This is a genomic window from Chitinophaga sp. 9-1-y (assembly GCF_059511905.2).
In genome coordinates this window covers 622,154-643,470 of the sequence record NZ_CM197955.1, presented here as the reverse complement: position 1 = coordinate 643,470, position 21,317 = coordinate 622,154, and the positions used below count along the sequence as shown (strand labels likewise).

Annotated in this window: 10 protein-coding genes; all 10 read right to left on the bottom strand. The window is 43.8% G+C overall.

Features of this window, described 5'->3' with window-relative positions:
- Positions 1-47 precede the first annotated feature (47 nt).
- A complete protein-coding gene (locus AC5ZC7_RS02685) occupies positions 48-1,082 on the bottom strand; it encodes a DUF5007 domain-containing protein (protein ID WP_496159703.1) in 1,035 nt (344 codons plus the stop codon).
- Between the two features lie 4 nt (positions 1,083-1,086).
- Positions 1,087-1,743, bottom strand: a complete 657-nt coding sequence (locus AC5ZC7_RS02680; protein WP_496159704.1) for a fasciclin domain-containing protein — start codon at positions 1,741-1,743, stop codon at positions 1,087-1,089.
- A gap of 12 nt (positions 1,744-1,755) precedes the next feature.
- Positions 1,756-3,279 (bottom strand): RagB/SusD family nutrient uptake outer membrane protein, encoded by a 1,524-nt coding sequence (locus tag AC5ZC7_RS02675; RefSeq protein ID WP_496159705.1) that lies wholly within the window; start codon positions 3,277-3,279, stop codon positions 1,756-1,758.
- 51 nt (positions 3,280-3,330) lie between these two features.
- Entirely contained in the window at positions 3,331-6,309 is a 2,979-nt protein-coding gene (locus AC5ZC7_RS02670; protein WP_496159706.1) for a SusC/RagA family TonB-linked outer membrane protein, read from the bottom strand.
- Between the two features lie 904 nt (positions 6,310-7,213).
- Positions 7,214-9,748, bottom strand: a complete 2,535-nt coding sequence (gene galB / locus AC5ZC7_RS02665; RefSeq protein WP_496159707.1) for a beta-galactosidase GalB — start codon at positions 9,746-9,748, stop codon at positions 7,214-7,216.
- Between the two features lie 60 nt (positions 9,749-9,808).
- The gene (locus AC5ZC7_RS02660; RefSeq protein WP_496159708.1) at positions 9,809-11,665 is read right to left on the bottom strand and encodes a glycoside hydrolase family 97 N-terminal domain-containing protein; all 1,857 of its coding nucleotides are present in this window, start codon (positions 11,663-11,665) and stop codon (positions 9,809-9,811) included.
- Positions 11,666-11,683: 18 nt separating this feature from the next.
- Positions 11,684-13,327, bottom strand: a complete 1,644-nt coding sequence (locus AC5ZC7_RS02655) for a family 43 glycosylhydrolase (RefSeq protein WP_496159709.1) — start codon at positions 13,325-13,327, stop codon at positions 11,684-11,686.
- A 214-nt stretch (positions 13,328-13,541) separates the two neighbouring features.
- Positions 13,542-15,731: a hypothetical protein gene (locus AC5ZC7_RS02650; protein ID WP_496159710.1), complete on the bottom strand. Its 2,190-nt coding sequence runs from the start codon at positions 15,729-15,731 to the stop codon at positions 13,542-13,544.
- A gap of 258 nt (positions 15,732-15,989) precedes the next feature.
- Positions 15,990-17,729 carry a RagB/SusD family nutrient uptake outer membrane protein gene (locus tag AC5ZC7_RS02645; RefSeq protein WP_496159711.1) on the bottom strand — a complete coding sequence of 580 codons (1,740 nt, stop codon included), beginning with the start codon at positions 17,727-17,729 and terminating at the stop codon, positions 15,990-15,992.
- A gap of 12 nt (positions 17,730-17,741) precedes the next feature.
- Positions 17,742-21,089: a SusC/RagA family TonB-linked outer membrane protein gene (locus AC5ZC7_RS02640; RefSeq protein ID WP_496159712.1), complete on the bottom strand. Its 3,348-nt coding sequence runs from the start codon at positions 21,087-21,089 to the stop codon at positions 17,742-17,744.
- Positions 21,090-21,317 lie beyond the last annotated feature (228 nt).

The following is a 21,317-nucleotide window of genomic DNA, read 5'->3' as shown; positions in this document are numbered from 1 at the left end:
CGAAATCATTTAAGTTTTTAGAAAATATGATTTGAGGTGGCCTGATGTTACTCATCCCTGAACCTGGGAGTATCGTTATAAAAATGAAAGGCTATTTCCCAATCCCCTTTTTCGTAAATATTAAAATTGAGTAACAAAGAAGACACAGACCGGATACCGCCTATACCAAGCCGGTCGTAGGTGAATACTACCGAAGCCTGGGAACCATCATTGTTCGTGAACCGTGTTTTCAATTTCACCAGTGGAATAGGATATGCCACATCGTACGTTACTCCTGTTGCTGTTTTCCTGGGATTAAAACCATGAACAATGGAGTCCCACACCGTCCGGTTAAACTTCGCCGGATCTATCGGCAGGGAATCCTTGTCGAAAAAACGGAAAGTCAGACTGTTCCCTTCTCCTTTCTTAGTAAAATAAACCTTCACCTGAGAAGAGGACAATGACTTCCCGCTGACATCTCCGGTAATATTAGTGACAGTGGGGTTAACATATAGTAAGTTACCGTTACCATCTTTTTTAACCTCGCCGGTAACGGGGTCTAACTGATTAGGTTCGTATGCCCGTTGCCGGTAAGGAATCAGTCGCAGATCTTTATAAGTGCGGTGGCCACCGGAATTACTTACTTCTACATCGAAAACATATCCAGAGTCAGGCAAATGTGCCAATAGCTGATCTGTTGCCGCTGCCCACAATACAAATTCTCCTGAATGGGGCCTTACTTCCCATAGCCGGTGTTTCTCCGGACCTCTCTTCTGTTGAATCTCATCCAACGTTTTTTCCAGGCCCGTATATCCTCTCTTCCACGCTAGTACATCTACACTATCCTTAAACACATCGGTTAATTTTCCACTGCTGGTGCGTACATTTACAACACTGAAATTCAACGGAAGGGATGATTGCCCCGGGTTAAAGATGTTCGCATAAAAAGTAGTTCTACCTAATACCGGATTAAATGTGGTAGAAGTATAGATTGCCTTGTCGCTCAGATAATCAAGATCTTCCGGCAAATTTTTTCTACAGGAGACCACCAGGAGAAAAAGTGCGGCCGTCCAAAAAATATATACGTATTTATTTACTACCATTTTATCATTTATTTAAGCGTAGAATGAATTCGTCAAATCCAAAAGCGTGATCCTCTCTGAGTACATGTACTATGCCGGTGGTAGTGACAAGGTTAACGGATTGGGTAGTAGTGGTTACCCAATCACGGTTATACCTGGAGTTCCTGGTATCACTATACTCGAGATAAGAGGGGCCTCCGCCTATCAGCCCTTCCGCATTGGTGGTTCTGCGGCGCCCATTCATGGGATAGCCATACTTTACTGTATACATAGTAATACCATCGGCATAGTTCATATCGTTTGTATTGAAGACCTGCCGGAGAATATACCTTGTCACCATGGTGTCCAGCTGTGCAACATCAGCCTGTTGCAGGTAAACCGGCGGAAGTTGTCTGGATTTCCGGATTGCGTTAAGGTTCTCCAATACAAATCTGAAGCTGGTATTGGTAGGTGCAAACAGTGTATACTTGCCTGTTTTCAGGGTATCAGACAAATGAAGCCTGTCCAACACCACCAGTAAAGAGTCAAACCGGCCGGTATTGCTTTTCAGATATTCATAGGTGTTCCCCGGGAAAGACCGCTGGGTGTTACTGTAGCTATAATCGCCACCGTCTTTTCTGCAGGCGGTAGTCAGCAACACGATTATCAATATGAGCACATATGGATGTTTAATTGTCATCATAGATCCGAATAATTATTTCCAATATGGATTTTGCTTAATGAGTGGATTCTGACGGAGGATTTCAGCAGAAACCGGCCAATAAATTCCACCTTCGCTGATCAGTTTCATGAAGGCAGGGTTATTACGTTTAATCTTATTATACCTTACCAGGTCAAACCACCGGTGTGCTTCGCCCATCATTTCCTTCCGTCTTTCCTGGAAAATTGCTTCGATCAGGTCTTCATTGCCACCTGCTTTGAAGCTGCTCACGTTCCGAATTCTTCTCATATTGTTCAGGGCATCTATGGCCCCGTCAGTATTGCCTGTTACAGCCAGCGATTCCGCATATAACAAGTCTATTTCTTCCAGCCGGGTGTAAATAAGGCAACTGGAATACAGGCGAAAAGAAGGATCTGTTCCGCCTTTTTGTATCACCTTGATTTTGCAAAAAATGGGAATGTCGCTATTGAAATTAGAGAACCACCTGTCTGTATAATTGGGTTTGCCGGTAAGGGTATCAAGTGAAAAACGCAGGTCGGAAGGAGCGGAAAAAATAGATAAAATAGAATCCCGTGGAACAAATATATCCGGCAAGGCTTTCCTGACGAAAGGTTCTGCCAGTGTAAAATCTTCTATATGACCTTCGAAAGTGGCATCCTGGTTATCGAATTCAAAATTAAGACCAAAAAGCTGGTTGGTTTTGTGTCCCTGGAACATCCCATTGGCAGCGGAAATCCAATAGGTATCCGGTTCAAAATACATTCCGCTTTTATTGTAATTGTCCAGCACAAATTTGCTATAAGTAACTGCCGATCTGTAATCTCCCCGCCAGGCAGCCACATGAGCCAGTACACCGTATACAGATAGCTTTCTCGCCAACACGCTTACCCATCTGGAACCTGGCTCGTTATAGTAGTCTCCCAGTTGCTGCGGATCGCCGGAGCTATAATTATATGGCAAATCTGCTGCGGCGGCCAGCATTTCACTTTCTACGAAAGCAAGTATTTTATCTTTGTCTTCTCTGGGCCTGTTTTCAAACGACCCATCATGTGATTGCTGAACAAATGGAACATCGCCCCATACCGTAACAAGATAAAAATAGGTAAAGGCCCGTAAAAACCTTATCTGCGCTATGTCTACACGCATATTCTGATCTGAGTATTTGGGGTCATTCTTTTTAACATCTCCTACCCTTTCCAGGAAGATATTGGACGCATTAATGACCGCATAAAATCGCCTCCAGTTGGTTAATGCGTTAAAAACAGGATAAGCAGCATTTAGTTTGCCCCTGATGATAGCATCGAGATCTGGTCGTTGTACGGAAACGAAATCTCCATTCCGCAACTCTCCATACATCCAGAAACAACCATTGTCAGACAATGCAGCTCTTAATAAGCCATAGGTACCCATTAATGCAGCGCGTGTGTCTCTATAGGAAGTCCAAAAATTCTTATCTCCAACAGTTTTAGTGGAGTCAATATTCAGTTCCTTTGTACAGGCACATAACAGGCACATTATTAATAGTCCGGTAAACAGCGTCTTGCTACGTATTTTCATCCGAATAATCATTTATCTCTATTAATCAGTTTTAAAAACCCTGGGTACTCTTTACAATTCGACTTTAAGCCCTAAGGTGTAAGTCCTCGGAATAGGCAGACCGTAACCCGTATCATATCCTTTGAAATCGATCAGTTCAGGATCCCGACCGGAATAGCGGGTGATGGTAAGTAGATTGGCAGCGTTACCGTACACATACAACTTCCTGATGCCGGCTAGTCGTTTACGCCGTTTCCACCATCCGGTACTGGTGAGATCATATCCCATCATGACATTGCGGAGCTTTACGAAGGAACCATTTTCAAGAAACAGGTCTTGATCTGTTCTGTATGGCACCACACTGCTCCAGGGATTGTAAACAGGGTATTTCGAATCATTACCGGTTTGGGACCAGGAAGTAATTTCCTTCACGGCGTTCATGTCAAGTGTACTTCCCCTGTTGATGAAATCAAATCTGTCGGCCATATGCTTATTGAGAATGGTCCTTCCAAATACTGCATACAGGGATAAGCCAAAATTGAAGTTGCCATAGGTAAAGTCATTGCTCCATCCGCCGGTGAAAACAGGCAGGTAATGGCCGGTAAGGGTTTTATCTTTATCATCGATAGTAAAATCGCCGTTCCTGTCCTTCCATTGCGGATCCCCTTTGGTCAATGGAATCCCCCGGTAGTTCAACGGTTGATTTGTTTTGGGATCTACCGGTACTCCATTTTTATCATTATAAATACCGTCATTTTTCAGCACCCAGAACTGGTCAATCGCTTTTCCTATCTCCAGGTGGCGGTCACCAATGGTTATTTGCTGCAATCCACCAGGCAGGGCCAGTAATTTATTGTGGTTAAAGCCGGCGTTAAATGAAGTATTCCATTGCAGCCTGCCAGCAGGTTTCAACGGCAGAAAGGCTACGGTGAGGTCAACACCGGCATTTCTTACTACCATTCCATTTTTAAACTCACCGGTATAACCGTAATCAGAGAAGGCTGGTACGCTAATCAGCATGTTTTTGTCGGTTCTGCTATATGCGCTGATATTAAGGGAGATTTTTCCACCAGCAAGGGTTGCATCCAACCCAGCGTTGAACTGGTCGCTATAAGGCCAGGAAATGCCATTACCGATATAACCATAGGTATAGGGACGCATCAACGCGGAAATGCCACCATAAGAACTAATAACGGGTTCGTTTGTCCAGCCCATATCAATGGTATACTGTGGGCCCTGTGCAAATCTATCGTAGGTGAGCAACCTGCCTGTCCGGCCCCATCCCGCAGAAAGGGCGGCATGGTCTATTAACGAACAGCTGCCAAACAACAATGGTTTCAACTCCCATTTCACACTGGCAGTAGGCGATACAAACCACCGGGAAGCCTGCTGCATATTGGACGAAGCGTCTGAACGTAACAACAGGGATACTTCCAGCTGTTGCATAAAGCTATAGCTCAGACGACCATACAATGACGCCAGTCGCTGTCTTTCCTTATCAAGGTATTTATAAATCAACTGATACAGGAATGCTTTGGGCGTCAGAGACCCATCATCATTCTGGGTAAGCTGGTTAATCTTGATCAGGTCATTAGGGCCTTTATAAGCATAGATATAATCGTACTTGTTCTGATCAAACTGCAGTGAATATCCGGCATCAAACTTTAATGAATGCTCCTTTGCCAACGGAGCTACAAAATGAATCGCGTTATCGAAGATCACACGCTGTCCATAACCCGCGAAGTTGGACGCAAAGTTATTGGTCTCCAGTAATGTTCCCGGATAGAAGACATCTCTCATATCTTCATTGTAATCAAAGGATACCTGTGAAGTAAAATTAAAGGCTTTGGTAATATCTGCTTTCAGTCTGAAGAATCCGGCGAAAGCATTGGATTTGTTATTGTCATACGATTTGCCCATTTCTGTCAGATAGGCGCTATAATTCTCTTTATTAGGGGGTAATGGATTTGTCAGGTCGGGGAGGTACCTCATTTCCGTGAATCTGTCGCGCAGGTAGGTATTTCTTTTACGCTCCAGCATTGCGCCGTTCAGCATAGTTGACAATGTCAGCCACTTCAGCGGCATCATGTTAATAGAAAAATTGGCGGTATACCTGTCCATCCGGGCATTATCTGCCGGATTTGCATTTCGTACATTGCCAATACTGAACCGGAAATTGGCGCGGGGATAACCACCACTTATATTGGCGTTAATACCCCGTACGGCCGCGTTATGATAATACAGGTCTGTCCAGTTTGCAGGGCCATAGTATGCAGGATTGGTAGAATCCCGCAGGTAAGAGGGATACTTCTTAAAGTCTGCAGCACTGCCGTACTCATCATAAAAACGCTTGCGGAAAATATTTTCTGTGGCGGCATTCATGGTATTAGTATGCGGTTTCTGTGCAAACCCAAACCAACTATTCACGGAAATAGTACTCCGCACTAAAGATGCCTGCCTGGTATTAATTTCTATTACGCCATTCACTGCCCTTGGCCCATAGACGGCCAGGTCGGCGGCGTCTTTAACAACCCTTACAGACGCAATATCATTTACGTCTATACGATTCAGGATATCTGTTGCTGTACCTAGTCTTACGTAATCGTATTTCTGAATATCGTAAACAAAAGGATGAGGCGATACTAATGGTATGCCATCCAATACTACCAGGGGCTGAGATTCATAAACGTCCTTAGGATTGGTAAAGGGGGTGGCGCTTCCCCGTATCAGCATATCAATGGCGGTTCCAGGCTCTCCGGAAGACTCCCGTACATATAAGCCTGCGGCATTTCCTTTCAGCAATTGTTGTATAGCCGGGAAAGGGAGAAAATTCAACCTGGCATTAGGGCTGTCCAGCCTGATGGCTATTGAGGAAGATGTTTTTATGGCCCGGGACGCGGCTGTCGCTGGCACATTTGCCGTATCTGTTAAAGCAGGTACAGTGTCCCGGATGCCTGGTATCACATGCGGGCCACCACTCCATCCATATAAGGTACTTTGCAGACATAGCGATAGCAGGCACGTAAAGGAAATACGTACAGGTGAAAGCATAAACAATATTTAATTAAAGTAATACAGGTAGCGTAGCAGTTGACGATAACCTGCATAAAAAACTATCCTCTTAAAAAAGTTCCTGGAGTCAGAAAAATATTATGGCTAATGGCATTGCCCGGGAAGCAGACATCGGGAATGATCATTTATCAATAAAACCAGTTGCTCATCAGGAGGATGAAAGCGTGCACAATTTGTTTTCATAAGTTGTTTTTCATTAATTCACACAAAAACGGTAACCGCCAGTACATCTAACGAGGCAATGGTCTGTTATTCGCAATAAAAATTTTCGATTCAGTTACTTTACTTCACTGAAAAATGGACATTACGGGGTAGCCATCGATTATGATCCGTAACTTTCTTCTGACATGGTTGACTCATCCAACACTCCGGGAATAGCAATATCCTGCAAAGTGCACTGTTGAAACATCTATCCTCGCGTACACTAACAAACCCACAAACTATAATCAATATCGGTTCCTCATAGTTAATAAATAAGGCGAAAAAACAATCATTCCTAACAATAGTAAAAAAGGAATTAATTCCACAACGCTCTCCGGTTCAACAACAGGCCCAATATACCTTTCCAATCTTAAAAAGCTGATACTACATGTATATAACGGGAATTATAATGACATAAAATTATGTTATTAAAACAACCCCTGCTCACAACATCTTAGCAGAAGCACATGTTTTTTTTGCATCGATGTGAAATTATTGATCCGATAAAATAACCAGTCACTTAACCATCGATTGCATGCCGATGATATCACAAAAATGCATGGCACATAAAAAAGCCGGAGCTAAAATCAGCTCCGGCCATTCGTGAAATATTGTAATAAAGTCTATTAAACAATTCCTCTTACATGCACTAAATGGAAATTCATGCTTTAGAAAATATCGCTTATTTGATTTTGATGGTAGCTACATCTGTTTTCAGGTTTCCATCGCTTTCTGCCAACACTTTTACAATACCCACTGCGCCTTTCTTCGCACGAATAATCACCTGCGCCATTCCATTATATGCCAAACGTTCCTTGCTTTTAAAAGATACCAGCGAGGTGGCATCCCCGTTATCTGTAGCCACTATCTCTCCGGGGCCTTCTATGGAAAATTTTACCAATGGATGAGATCCGGGCACCGTCATCTTATTTTTATCTACCACCTGCAAGCTAATATAACATAGAGAGATGCCATCTCCTGATACCGTTTCTGATTCCGGTTTAAGCAATAATGCACTGGCTTCTCCGGTAGTTTTCACCACATCTGTAGCCCAATACTTTCCATTTTTATAAGCCACCACTTTTAGTTCTCCCGGCTGATAGATTACACTATCCCATACCAGGCGAAAATCAATACCAGGCCGCTTCGTTTTCATCCCCAGGCTTTCCCCATTTAAAAACAACTCCGCCTTGTCACCTGAAGTATACACGTGCACTGGCACCAGAGAGTCCACTCTTCCGGGCCAGTTCCAATGAGGCATAATATGCGCCATAGGATATTCCGGACGCCAATGCGCCTGATAGTTATAAAACCTGTCTTTAGGAAAGCCGCATAGATCTACTATACCAAAATAGCTACTCCTGGATGGTGGATTTTTCTTCTGTATTTCCGCGAGTGCTTTTTCCAGCTCGGCGCGCTTTGCGGTATCTGTTCTGAAGTTCAGTAAATTCGTTTCATCGGAATTAAAAGGTGTAGGTTCTCCCAGGTAGTCAAATCCGGTCCATACAAACTCTCCTAACAGGTGCGGGTACTTTGCATTAGTACGGAACTGCTCATCCGGTGAACAGCCCCACCCCGGCCATGCCACATCATAGGAAGTCACCTGGTAATTGTGGTAGTCTTCTCCAAAGAAATATTCGCCCCTGGAACTTACACAGGAAGAAGTTTCGCTTCCCATAGTGGGCTTATTTTTATACCTGTCATCCTGGTCCCACTTCGACTGTTGGGAGAAGAAATAGTTGACACCCATCACGTCCAACGCCATCGCCGCGCCACTGCGTCTTCCGCCATCCGGATCATTATACGCATTTGAAACAGGTCTGGTAGGGTCTTCTCTGTGTACAATATCTGCCAGCTCTTTTGTGATAGCAACATCCTGTTGATCCATTACCTCATTGCCAATAGACCACATAATCACGGCGGGATGATTACGGTCTCTGTGTACCAGGGCTACCAGGTCTTTCTCATGCCATTCCGGGAACAGTTTATTATAATCGTTCTTACGCTTTCCATGCTTCCAGGCATCAAAGGCCTCGTCCCATACGAGTAATCCCATCTGGTCTGCCAGTTCCAGCAACTCCGGGGCAGGGGGATTATGTGAAGTACGGATCGCGTTACAACCCATGTTTTTCATGATGAGGAGCTGGCGGCGCAGCGCAGTAACGTTAATCGCTGTACCGATGGCGCCCATATCACTATGCAAACACACCCCTTTTATGTCCACCCGTTTACCATTCAATCGAAATCCATCCCGGGGGGTAAACTCCAGTTTACGGATTCCAAAAACAGTGTTATAGATATCCTTAGCGCCTTCCCCGGTATGCACCGTTGTTTGTGCAATGTACAGCGCAGGGTGTTCCAGCGACCAACGTACGGGATGATCTAACGTTAGTTCCGCACCCGTATTCCGGAAACTGTCGGGCGAAAGTTCAAATGATTGCTCGCTGGTAGCTGCTACTTTCTTCCCTATCTTTTTTCCATCCGGCGAAGTGTAGATAACCGTGTTTACAAAGGCTTTTACCGGTACGTCTCCCTGGTTCTCCACCTTCACGTCCAGTTTCACAGTGGCTTTATTCTCAGAAATATTACTGGTAGTAACATAGGTCCCCCAATGTGCCGTATGAACAGGCTGCGTTTTCACCAGCCACACATGCCGGTATAATCCGGCACCCGGATACCACCTGGAATCCCAGCTTTCTGTATCGAGTCTTACAGCTACTATATTCTTTTGCCCAAATTGCAGATAGGGCGTGATGTTCATGCGGAAAGAATTATAGCCATATGGCCATGTTCCCACGTAATGGCCGTTTACCCAAACTTTAGCATAGGCCATGGCGCCGTCAAAATCAAGGAAGATCTTTTTATTTTTATCTTTCTCCGAGATATCAAATTGCTTCCGGTACCAACCTATTCCCTTCCAGGGCAGTTTACCTGTATTCCCGCTTAATTCAATTCTAAACGGTCCTGCAATAGCCCAGTCATGTGGCAGGTCCAGCTGTTCCCATCCTCCATCAGCAAATCCGGATTGTTCCATTCCTGTTGTTTCCTCTTTCACGGTACCATCCGCCTGGGTACCAAACCGGGCAAAACGCCAGTTCGCATCGAAAAGAGTTACATCTGCATTTCCTTCCCGCAAAAACAAAGACTGTGCAGAAGCATTCAATGTCCCCAATACCCAACAAGCCATGGCGAGGATTATTCCGGTCCTGTTTATCATAAGTATCTATATTTTCCGGCTACCAGCCGGGATTTAAAAAAACAAAGGTCGTCAATAAAATCATTTCAGCTTTTCCAATAAAACGCAGGCGCCGCCTCCTGGCGCTAATTCAACACTGATATATTGTTGAGGTGTAACCGTAGAAGTTACCACCGTGTAACTTTCTTTATTACCCAGGTAACTCGCATCTTTTCCATCTTTTATGATCAATGCCTTATACTTTCCCGGCGCTACAAAACGCAAAGGAATCCGTAATACCCTGGCACTTTCATTGGTGGCTGCTGCCACCAGCCAATTACCTGTTGACGACTTTCTGGCCATTACAATATATTCTCCGATCTCACCACTGAGTGTTTTACTTTCCATCCACGGCATTTTCTCTTCCCTGATGAACTTCAAAATTTCAGGGTACTTATTATAATACTCAGGAATGTCAGGAATAATAGTCGCCCCAGAGAATGTAATAAGCGTACGGGCAGCTTCTGCCACAATAGTAGAAGGCACCGGGTTGCCATTGTCCACTCGCCCCTTCTGGGCCATATCCACCACGCCGTTACTCATATCTAAAGGCCCGGCCACCATATTCACAAATACGGAAGTCACAAAAGTTTTTGGCTGAAATACTTTAAAACCATCCAGCTGTGCCTGGCAGTATTCCCGGGTTACGGCATTGGGCCAGGTACGCATTTGTCCGTAAGGATGTACAGGATCATCATGAAAATCCACCATTAAGTGATTTTCAGCACACCATTCCGTAATCTGCCGGGTGCGGGCATTTTTTTCCTCAAAACTTCCCTGCATAAACCCATACTTAATACCCACTGCTCCCCAACGTCCATACTGTTTTATAATATCGGCCAACGGAAATGCCCTGCCTCCAACGTCATTCAGGTATAACCAGATCCCTACACCTCTTTCTTTTCCATATTTAATCAACTCATTTACCTCCATTGCTTTTCCTCCCTTTAAAGGATCCGCATCTTTATTGAATTCAGGCCCATACCAGTTAGCATCCAGTACCAGCGACGGGATTTTATTGATAGCCGCAAAATCTACCATCCTTTTCCACGATGGCAGCGACATCTGGTATTTAAATCCATTCACCTCCGCACCGTTTATGCGCCAATCCCAAAGTGCCACCCCTGGCTTTACCCATGAGAAGTCAGACCCTGGCGCAGGATCCGGATTCAACAACTCCAGTAAATGTGAATCTACTAACTCTCCCGGCGTTCTTCCATACATAATCACCCGCCAGGCTTTCGCTCTTTTAGAAGGTACCAGGAATGAAGGATGCCCTTCTACAGGCTGTAATACCAATGCTTCCCCACTTTCCAAATCAGCTTCATGAATGGCCAAATATTGATTATCTGCAGCTTTGATAGTTACAATAGGCCTGCGAAGCCCTTTGGCAGCTGCTAATTTTTCGGGGCCAATATTATGGTTTTCACCATTGTAATACCAGGCATCATAATTTCCGGCAAAATTAAACGCCGTTAATTCAGCCTCACTTTGTCCCTCATCATACCTGAATGCAATACCATTGTTATAGGCTCTGGCTTTTATAGTATAGGCATCAAATACAAGCGTTATTTCCCGGTAAGCGTCAGGCACTATGCTTCTCTTTCCCCAGACTGGTCGCCAAACCGTGTCCACTGTCTTTAATGTTTTAGATTTAAATACAGGCGCCTGTGCCACCTGCAAACCGATGCGTGACGACTGCAGCAGCAATTTTCCATCGGCTGTCAACGAATAGCAAATAGCGCCGTCCGGGCCAGTGGTGAATAACATTTTTAATTTACCATCTGGCGAATTTAATTCTCCCAATTTCTCCACCCCTTTGGAAAAGGCATAAATGGGAAGCAGGCAAACTAATACAACGAAAAGGGAACAAGCCCTCCATACCTTGAAAGTTCTCATATTTATTATTGTGTATTATTATTGTCCTTTGGCAATGCCGCATTCGTTAAATGTGTCTACCCGGAAATAGTAGCGAATATCTTTATTCAATCCGGTTAATTCAATCCGGTTATCTCCGTACACCATTACAGACGAGTACAATTTACCAGGGTGGGTACCATAGTTCACCACATAACCAGTGGCTCCTTTGGATGCCCTCCAGGATATGACCGCTTTCCTGGTATCTGAAACGTTACGTTGTACATCATACTGGCGAACCGCTAGCGGCGCCTTTCCCGGCGCTTTTCCAAACACCCGGAAATCCGAGAGGGAAAAATACCCGTCAGGAACCTGTAGATTTTTAATTCTCAGGAAACGGACATTTACCGGTTTGTCCAGCACCACATAATCGTGGGTAATGTCTGCGTCATTCTTGCTTTTATCTATGATCAGCGTCCAATGCAAACTATCAATAGACGACTCAACTATATATCGATACGGTTTTACCATATCGCCAGCCCGTAATCTGGCCCCTTCATCTGCAAAGTTCACCTGTATAGCATGTACCAACGATTTTTTCTGTAAGTCCATCTGCAACCATTCATCTTTACTGCCAGTCGCAGCGCTCCACCAGGTACGCACGTTTTCGTCGGCGGCAAGGGCCGCTTCATGCGTAGGTAAGGCGGAAGAAACAACTACGGGTTTATGATACGACAACAACATCCATCCCGTAAAAAGAGATTGTTTGCTAAAGTCCATTTTCCGATTTGCCACCAGCATCGGATAGTCTCCAAAAGCAGTGATGCAATGCAGCGCTCCGTCCGTGTCAAAGAATGCCGGGAAGAGACCTATTCTTCTTTCAAACATATGACGCACAGAAATAGCCATGGTAGCTGAATGCCAGTAATTTCCATATTTATCCCGGAAAGTATTGCCGTGCCCGGCCCCATTGATAAATCCGCCCGGCTTATAACTAAACGGGCTATTAACCATATAGGTAAAAGGCCCCAGGGGATGATCTGCCACATATACGCCATCACCATAAACATCGAATTCTGTTCCCGGTGCAGCATATTGTAAATAATACTTCCCGTTATGTTTGGTCATCCAGCTACCCTCATTCCAGCCTGACTTCTCATTACTATTACGCGCTCCATGTTCTTCCCATCCATGCGTTTTATATTCATGCTGAATCAATACCACTGGTGCGCCAATCGTATCCAATCCTTTACGGGGATTCAATTCAACGCCCATGATGGGGTTAGTAGCGGAGCACCCATAATAGAAATATACCCGTCCGTCATCATCTTTAAAAATAGCGGGGTCAGTCATCCCAATGGGAAAATCCGGGTTATACACCTTCCAGTTGTCAAGGATTGGATTGTTGCTATAATATATCTTCGGTTTACCGGACGAGGCTATGAAAAACGCTGTATCATTGATTGTTTCAACAGCCGGTGCATAGTCCTCTACCGGCAAAGAGGCGGCCGGCCTGAAATGCCAGTGTAACAGATCATCTGCATACCAATACCCGCCAGATTTGGAAGCGTAGAGATAGTATTTATTATTATACAGATGTACTACCGGATCGGCTGCTTCCCGGTAAGAATTATGGTCTGTGGTGAAACGATAATTTAAGTTCAGCGGATTACAAAAAGTACCTGCTCCCTGTTGTGAAAACAAGGGCAGACATTTTATCAATAAGAAGAAACTACAAAGCGAAAGATATTTAATTTTCATCGTTAGCGTATATATACTCAATATGTTTCTATATTCAAATGCCCCGGAGTTCAATGTCAATGAAGCGATCGTGAGGATCATAAAAAAAAACTTACCCAGTTATAGTAACGTGGGTAAGCTGCTATCAAAAATCAACCGATCTAACAAAACGCTTGAATTAACTTGTCCTGGTACGCTTTAGAATTCTCTTCTGACCTAAAGAGCCATCTGCATTAACAACGTACATCCACCAGGTATTTTTATCTTTTTGCTCCAGGTGGTATTTGTTTTCCTGCAATTTCATTTCTTCTTTCAACTGCGGGCTAAAAATACCGGCTTTCCTCGCTTCTTCCCATGCTCTGAAGGTAGTAAACAATTCTTTTTTATCCATTCTATGTTCTATACTGCCCTGGCTGATACCTAACATATAGGTTGCATCCCAGGCAATTGACTTTGCCTGCAGATTCTCTATCACCTGTACGTTCCAGTCTTTCTGTATATTCTGGATACCAAAGGTGCAAGGGAAGTAATTACTGTTGAATGAATAGCGGATATCCTTTCCTTCAATGCCCCACTTATTATGTACCGGATCGAACATATTATTACCTCCGCCCACATTGCAAACGCTCATGTAATGCCAGTTGCCTTCAAATACGCAGGAACCCATCACCCGCAGATAGGGTACCCCCATTTTCTTAAGGTCCTCAAAAAGGACCCGAAGAAATCTTTTGAAGGGATATTGACCATGACCCTGGTAAGTAAAACTCTCGAAACCATCGAAGTCAATAAAATTCATACCGCCATCATGAAGCCACCGAGCATAGAACCGTGCATACTCATCACCAAATTGTGCATCCGGAATAAAGCCGGAGTAACAGTTTACCTGGAGTTTCGCTATTTTATCACTCGCCTGATGGGCCTCCGCATTGGTTTTAAATGCGCCTCTCTTAACACCGGTTAATGTGTAAGGTCTGGTAGTAGTTACACCATGGTATTCTATCAGTTCCTTACCCACTCTCAGTGCATTCACGGTATTCTGATCCCAACCGCCGCGCTCATTCAGATAGCTGGTGTCGGCCACCTGTATAATAGTATCAGCTGCTGACACCGGGTTGATAATCTGCGTAGTCAATACCGTACATAATCCCTCATTAGGTACCGGATGCACATCACTACTGTGAGGCTGTACAAATTCCGTCAGGGTATGAAGACCATATGCAATATCATATTTGTTGGTGAGTGCTGTTAAATCCTTAATAGAACGTTTTTCGTTATTCAGCCGCACATATTTGCCAGCCCATCTATCGGCAGGATTAACATAATATTCTCCCATTCCTTCATCCTGTACGGCTTTCAATCCCAATTGGTTAGCATAAGATACAAGACTATCATGTGGTCCGGACCACGCCATATCTATTTCAAAATTGGCCGGATCTTTCACCCATTTGCCATTCCGGGTTACATAGGGCAATCCTTCATTTTTCACCACCTTTTCTATTACTTTCAGACCCAGTGAATCCGGGCATGCGTATAGGGCGATGGAAGAACCGATATAATCTACATTTACCGGGGTCACCTCCATATGCCGGGGCGCTTTAATACCCGGAAAATCGTTGAAAAGTGGATAGAAGATGGTAAATGGTTTCTTACGGTCGCGTGCATGCATAGCAATGGAAATACCATAAGTGGGATCCAGTTGTGCCCCATTACCGTTCATATACCTGTAGTATTCTTCCGGGTGAGAGTAGAAGGCTACGTCATTATTGCCATCGCCTCCGATGCGAAACCGCTGCCCTTCTTTCAGATCAGCAGGTAATGGATATTTCACCGGATCCGGGGTGTGAATAATATAACTCGCCTGCGACATATCACCATCGCAGGGTAGGCCACTGGTGGTATTATCATCCAGTCCCAGCATGCCAATAGCAAAATTATCATCTCTTGCCACTGAAATGATCTCTCCTATATACTTTTTTATACTGGTTTTGTAAGGCCCCCACACTACATTATCTATACCATTTGCAGGAGTAAGTGAAAGGAGTTCAAAACGGAGATAATCTCCTTTGACGTCTGCTTTTAAAATGGCTACAGATCCTCCAGGATAAGTAAGCTGCAAATGTTTTTCTTTTTTCAGCCACTTTGCGCCGGAAGGATAAATAGTGTGTTTATCCTTCTCTAATGCCAGCAATGGAGAACTAAGCCCGGCAGGATTATAATCTTTACCCGTAGCACGGTCTTTAATACTGGTAACATACCCCTGCTTGTTAACTACCAGTGTTGCGTACTTTGTGGAAAGACTGATATCCTGGGCCATAGTGCTCTTTGCCGGTATCAGCGAAGAAAAAAAGAATCCTAATGCTATGGGCATCAGTTTCCTGCAATTATTTTTTTTCATTGCAATGTTCTAATAGAATATAATAAAAAAGGTGCGCGATATTCAATAATAACAGGGGATTCACCGCGATGTCTCAAGCATACAACAATGGATCAAACTAAACGTGTAAATATCCAATTTCTAACCAGGGAAAACCACATCAAATTTATCTTCCTTTGATGTTATATTGCCCGTCAAAATAATCCGGGATAATATATAGTTATACAGGGGCTTTCGCCCCTGTATAACAGTTTACAATTGCGGATCAAAAGTACCGCCCCAGTCATTATTCTGTTGCAGTTTTGCATTTCTGTCCAAACGGGATTTGGGAATACCGTAGATATAGTATTGATCTTTAATAGCAATATCCATTTTATCAGTTGCTATTACAGTAGTGATAAATTTCTGATACACCTGGTTGATATCATCCATAGGCTGTACATCTTTTTCACCTGGCTTCAGCAAATACGCCAATCCATGGCGTTGATGTAGATTGCGCAGATATCCGAACATTTTCCAGCGTCTGAGATCATCCCATCTTTTACCTTCAAAGCAGAATTCAACGAGCCGTTCATTTTTATAGGCCATTCTGATATCGTCCTGCCCAACAGCAGTAATACCATACTTGCCGGAAGTACCAGGTAAGATATTTGCCCGTGCACGGATTTTATACAATACATCCAGCGCTTCATTTGACTTACCAAGTTCGTTGGCACATTCACCATAGTTCATCAGGACCTCTGCAAATCTTATTTCCGGCCAATCTAATCCAGCATTCCCTACATTATCCTTATCAATGGTTTTATCAATCGCTTTCACGCGGTAAAAGCTGGAATTTGACCAAAGAGGATCTGGAGTAATCTGGTTGTGTGATCCTTCCAGGCCGGTATTACCGGAGTAATTGCTGATGCCTAAAAAATAAGTCCACAGATAAGTGCTATGGTCCCTCATTCCCTTCAGGTATTGATTAGGAGCACCATTATAGTAGATACTGGCATAAAATCTGTCATCCCGGTTACGGAATAAAGTATCATACGACATGCTGGCCGGATTCCAGGTACTGCCATCTTTCATAGGAAAGCTGTTTACCAGCTCCAGGGAAGGGCGGTCGGCGCCCACACTTCCACTGGAAAAATCAAGGGGGATAAGGCTAGCCTGACTATAGGCAGCTTCCGGATAATGGTATCGTCTTACCATCACCACTTCTTTGTTTAGCTCATCATCCCATATTTTGCTATAATCAGCATATAATCCCTTTCCCCGTCCTTCCAGGTATTCTTTGGCTGCTTTAGTTGCATCATATGCCTTTTGCCATTTTGCGGGATCATTGGTTGGATTGAATAGCGGGCTGGCAAAGAACAGGAGTACGCGGCCTTTAAATGCCATTGCTGCGCCTTTATCAATTCTGCCGATATCTCCATTGGTCCAGGCATCCGGAAGGAGTGCAATAGCATCATCCAGGTCTTTTATAATCTGTGTAACACATTCAGATGTTTTACTTCTTGGCATGGCCAACGCTGTGAGGTCCTGGGTTGGCGTTTGCGCCGTAAGGATCAACGGCACTCCTCCGTGGTCTTTTGTGAGGCCATAATAAGCCCAGGCCCTCCAAAAGAGCGACTGTGCTTTGATCTGGCTGCGGGAAGTTTGATCAAAAGTGGCCTTGTCAATATTATCTAAGAGCATATTGATCGTGCGTATCTTGTCGTACACGTCAAAACCGTCGTTAGAATCGAAAGTAGCCGTTCCGGATAACCACTGATCTGTTTGCTTCTGATAAGGCACGCCTTCGTCGGTGCCATTAGCGCTGCCAGAGGGATTGCCAGGCATTAACCTGGCATAAATATCATCGAGATACGCCCGGGCAATACTGGCGTTGTCCCATACATCGGAAGGATTTACAGCTGTGAGGTTCTGCTTATCCAGAATTTTTGTACATCCGCCAAAGCAACCGGCAGCTGCTATTATGATAGGTAATATGAATAATCTTTTCATCTTTGACAATTGTTAAAACTGAACATTAAATCCTAATACAAAATTCTTCATGATAGGGTAGCTGGTAAAGCCTCCTATTTCAGGATCATAGAATTTGAATTTGGACAGATAGAAAAGGTTGGTTGCAGAGGTATACACCTGGATATTGCTGATACCCGTAATTCTCAATACTGATTTAGGAATATTATACCCCAGGTTCAGGTACTTCATTCTTACAAAATCGGCCCGGTAAGTATTGTAGGTAGATGCTTCCTTATAACCATTGGCTCTCGCATCTCCCCATGGATACAATTTTGGCGTGCTACCTCCAGGGTTGGTGGATGACCAGGCATCTTCATGATAAATCGGAATTTTCCCTCCACCTCCGAAGTTTCTACCCCATGAATCATTATACGTGAGATCAAATCCTGCCATGCCTGCAAAAAGCATATCCAGGGTAAATCCCTTATACTTGAAGTTGAGCATGAGTCCAAATGATATGGGTGCTTTATTCAGGTCGGTGTAATTGCCAATCACCTTTTTATCATAGGAATCTATTTTTCCATCAGGCTTTCCATTCGGTCCACTGATATCTTCAAAATTCATCATTCCCAATTCAGGCTTGGCTCCCAATATGGTGTAACCTGCTGGCAGTTTATCAATATCTGTCTGAGACCGCAGGATACCTGTTGCCTGGTATCCCGTAGCATAAGAAGCAGTTTTGCCCTCCGGATTATCGTAAGGCTGGGCATTAGTAGCATGGTCTTTAAGAATGACTTTAGTAGTAGCCAGGCCAAATGTTCCCCTGATGTTATACGTAAATGCTCTTGACGGATTATTATTATAGGCCAGTTCGAAGTCAATTCCTTTGGCATCCCCTATTCCATAATTACTTGCAGGTAGTTTACTGCCAAATTCTGAAGGTAGCACCTTTTCACGCTCTCCCAGGATATCATAGGTATGCTTTTTCCATAATTCCGTGGTAAAGCTAAACTGATCCCATATTCTCAGATCAACACCAATATTCACTGATTTTGATTTTTCCCAGGTAAGAGCAGAAGTGGGAATACCGCCGTAGGTAAGTCGTGGCATGGCACTGGCCGGATTACCTACGTAAAAGGTATTTTTATCGATGTTAAACTGATCCAACCATTTCCAGCCACCAATACCGTCATCGCCCGTAATACCATAGGAACCACGAAGCTTGATCATATTAATGGTTTTGTAAAGGATGGAAGACTTGTACCAGTTTTCTTCTGAAGCCAACCAACCACCAGAAACGGAAGGAAACCATCCCCAACGCTGGTCAGGAGCGAATTTAATAGAGCCATCTCTTCTAACTGAGCTGGAGAAAAAATATTTACCTCCATACTCGTAGATCAATCTTCCTATATAAGATAAACGGGCATCCTGATTTTCTTTACCCCCTGTTCCCCAATCACTGTTATTCTTACTGGCTGCAAAAAACTGATCAACAGGAAAAAGTGGGAAATTATTCCTGTATGCACCAAAATTGTAATCCTGATATTCATATTGCTCATACACGGCGGTAGCCCCTATATAATGCTTACCAAAATGCCGGTCGTAGCTGATCTGCGTATTAAACTGGTAGGCGTCTGATTTCGAATAATCATTACTGATATACTCCAACCCCGGGTTACCACTTTTCACAGTACCAATGATTTCATCCGATACAATAAGACTGTTAGGGCCCGTACGTTTAAAGTTATAAAGTGTCTGTTTTTGTCCGAAATCCTTCCCAAAATTATTGTCGATATTCCTGCTATAGGAAGTGTGCAGGGAAAGTCCGGGTACAAAAGGTACATTATAGTCCACCTTGATCAACGCATCTACATGCTGGTCGTTACTTTTCATATAACCGCTGTTTTTGACCATTTCAGGCAGATTCCCTAACCATCCCGGGTTAACTGGCTTACCATCCATATAGGGGATAGCAAATACATCCCAATACAACAGCTTTCCCCACAATGCACTTAAATCGTCGCTACCATCGCTCTGGAAGTTGAAGCGGTTGCTCGTTCCATAACTATTCGCCAAATTAAGACTCACCGTAAGGTCCTTTGTTATTTTGGAGGAAACATTGGAACGGAGGTTATATTTTTTAAACCAGACATTGGGCAGAAATCCGTTCTCATTAAAGAATGAACCGCCGAAGTAATAGGTAAATTTATCGCTCCCACCGGATAAACTTACAGCATGCCTTTGACTATTAGGATTCCTGTATACCGCGTCAAAATTGGCCATACCACCGGGGTTAACCTTCATTACCCAATCAATTTCTTCATCGGAAATACCTCCCAAAACTGATTGTGTAGTTTTCAACGCTGTTTTCATATCCATGTATTTTGGATAGCCGGACACTCTTTCCATGCTAAAAACGGAATTGTAATCCACACGCATTTTACCCGGCATACCTTTTTTGGTGGTTACCAGTATAACACCGTTTGCGGCTCTCGAGCCATATATCGCAGCGGAAGCAGCGTCTTTCAGTACACTGATCTGGTCTACCTCATTTGGATCTAATGCATCGAAACTGGTTTTATCTCTCACAATACCATCGATCACATAAAGGGGGTCGCTGGCATTCCAGGAGGCAGAAGCGCGTACCCGGATTTTGGACCCTGTACCAGGTGCGCCGGTAGTAGACCGTACATACATACCGGCAAGCCTTCCAGCCAATACATTAGATAAATTAGACGTAGGTATTTTGTCCATTTCCTTCGCCTGAATAGTAGATATAGCACCTGTCATTGAAATCTTCTTCTGCGTACCATATCCCACTGCTACTATTTCATTCATCCCTACCACATTTTCCTCCATGACAATATCCAGCGCCCGTTTACCATTCAGTTTCGCTTCCACCGTTTTCATACCAATAAAGGTAAAAGTGATCTCACTGGCAGATGACACACCTGTTAAAGTATATTCGCCGTTCCCGCTGGTCACCGCACCTTTGGACGACCCTTTGACCTTTACCGTAACACCCGGTATTGGCGCACCTTTTGCATCGGTAACAACACCTCGTAGTACCAGTAATGAATCTTTCTGCACTGCAACTGAAGGTGCTTCCTTCTTTTTGATCAAAATTGTTTTTTCTACCACCGAATAAGTATAATTATTAGATGGAAAACAAAGGTTAAGTACCTTATCAATACTGCTTTTCTCCACATGAATTGATACAAGATCTTCTTTGGAAAGCAGCTCCATATCACATAGAAAATAATAGCCGGTTTGTTGCTGCAGTTGCAGAAATACTTTTTTAAGAGGTACCTTCTCAACAGACAAGGTTATTTCTTGCGAGAAGCCCTTTGCGCTTACCTGTAAACAGGCAGCCAACATAAATACAGCTGTCCATTTCATTACTGAAAAGATTTTGGCCTGGCAAGGGTGCATACGGCTTACTTTACTTATTCCTCTCCAATTCCTCTTCATTCCCGTGGTCTTCTTAATCGTGGAACTTACTGTTGCAAATTGATCGCCTGTATTACCTGTGAGAGAGAAGCATAGAGGGCCCGTTCGCGTGCCCTTGCGAAAATCAATAAATAACATAAATTTGCATTGTTAGGTAATTGAAAACAATTGTTAGCG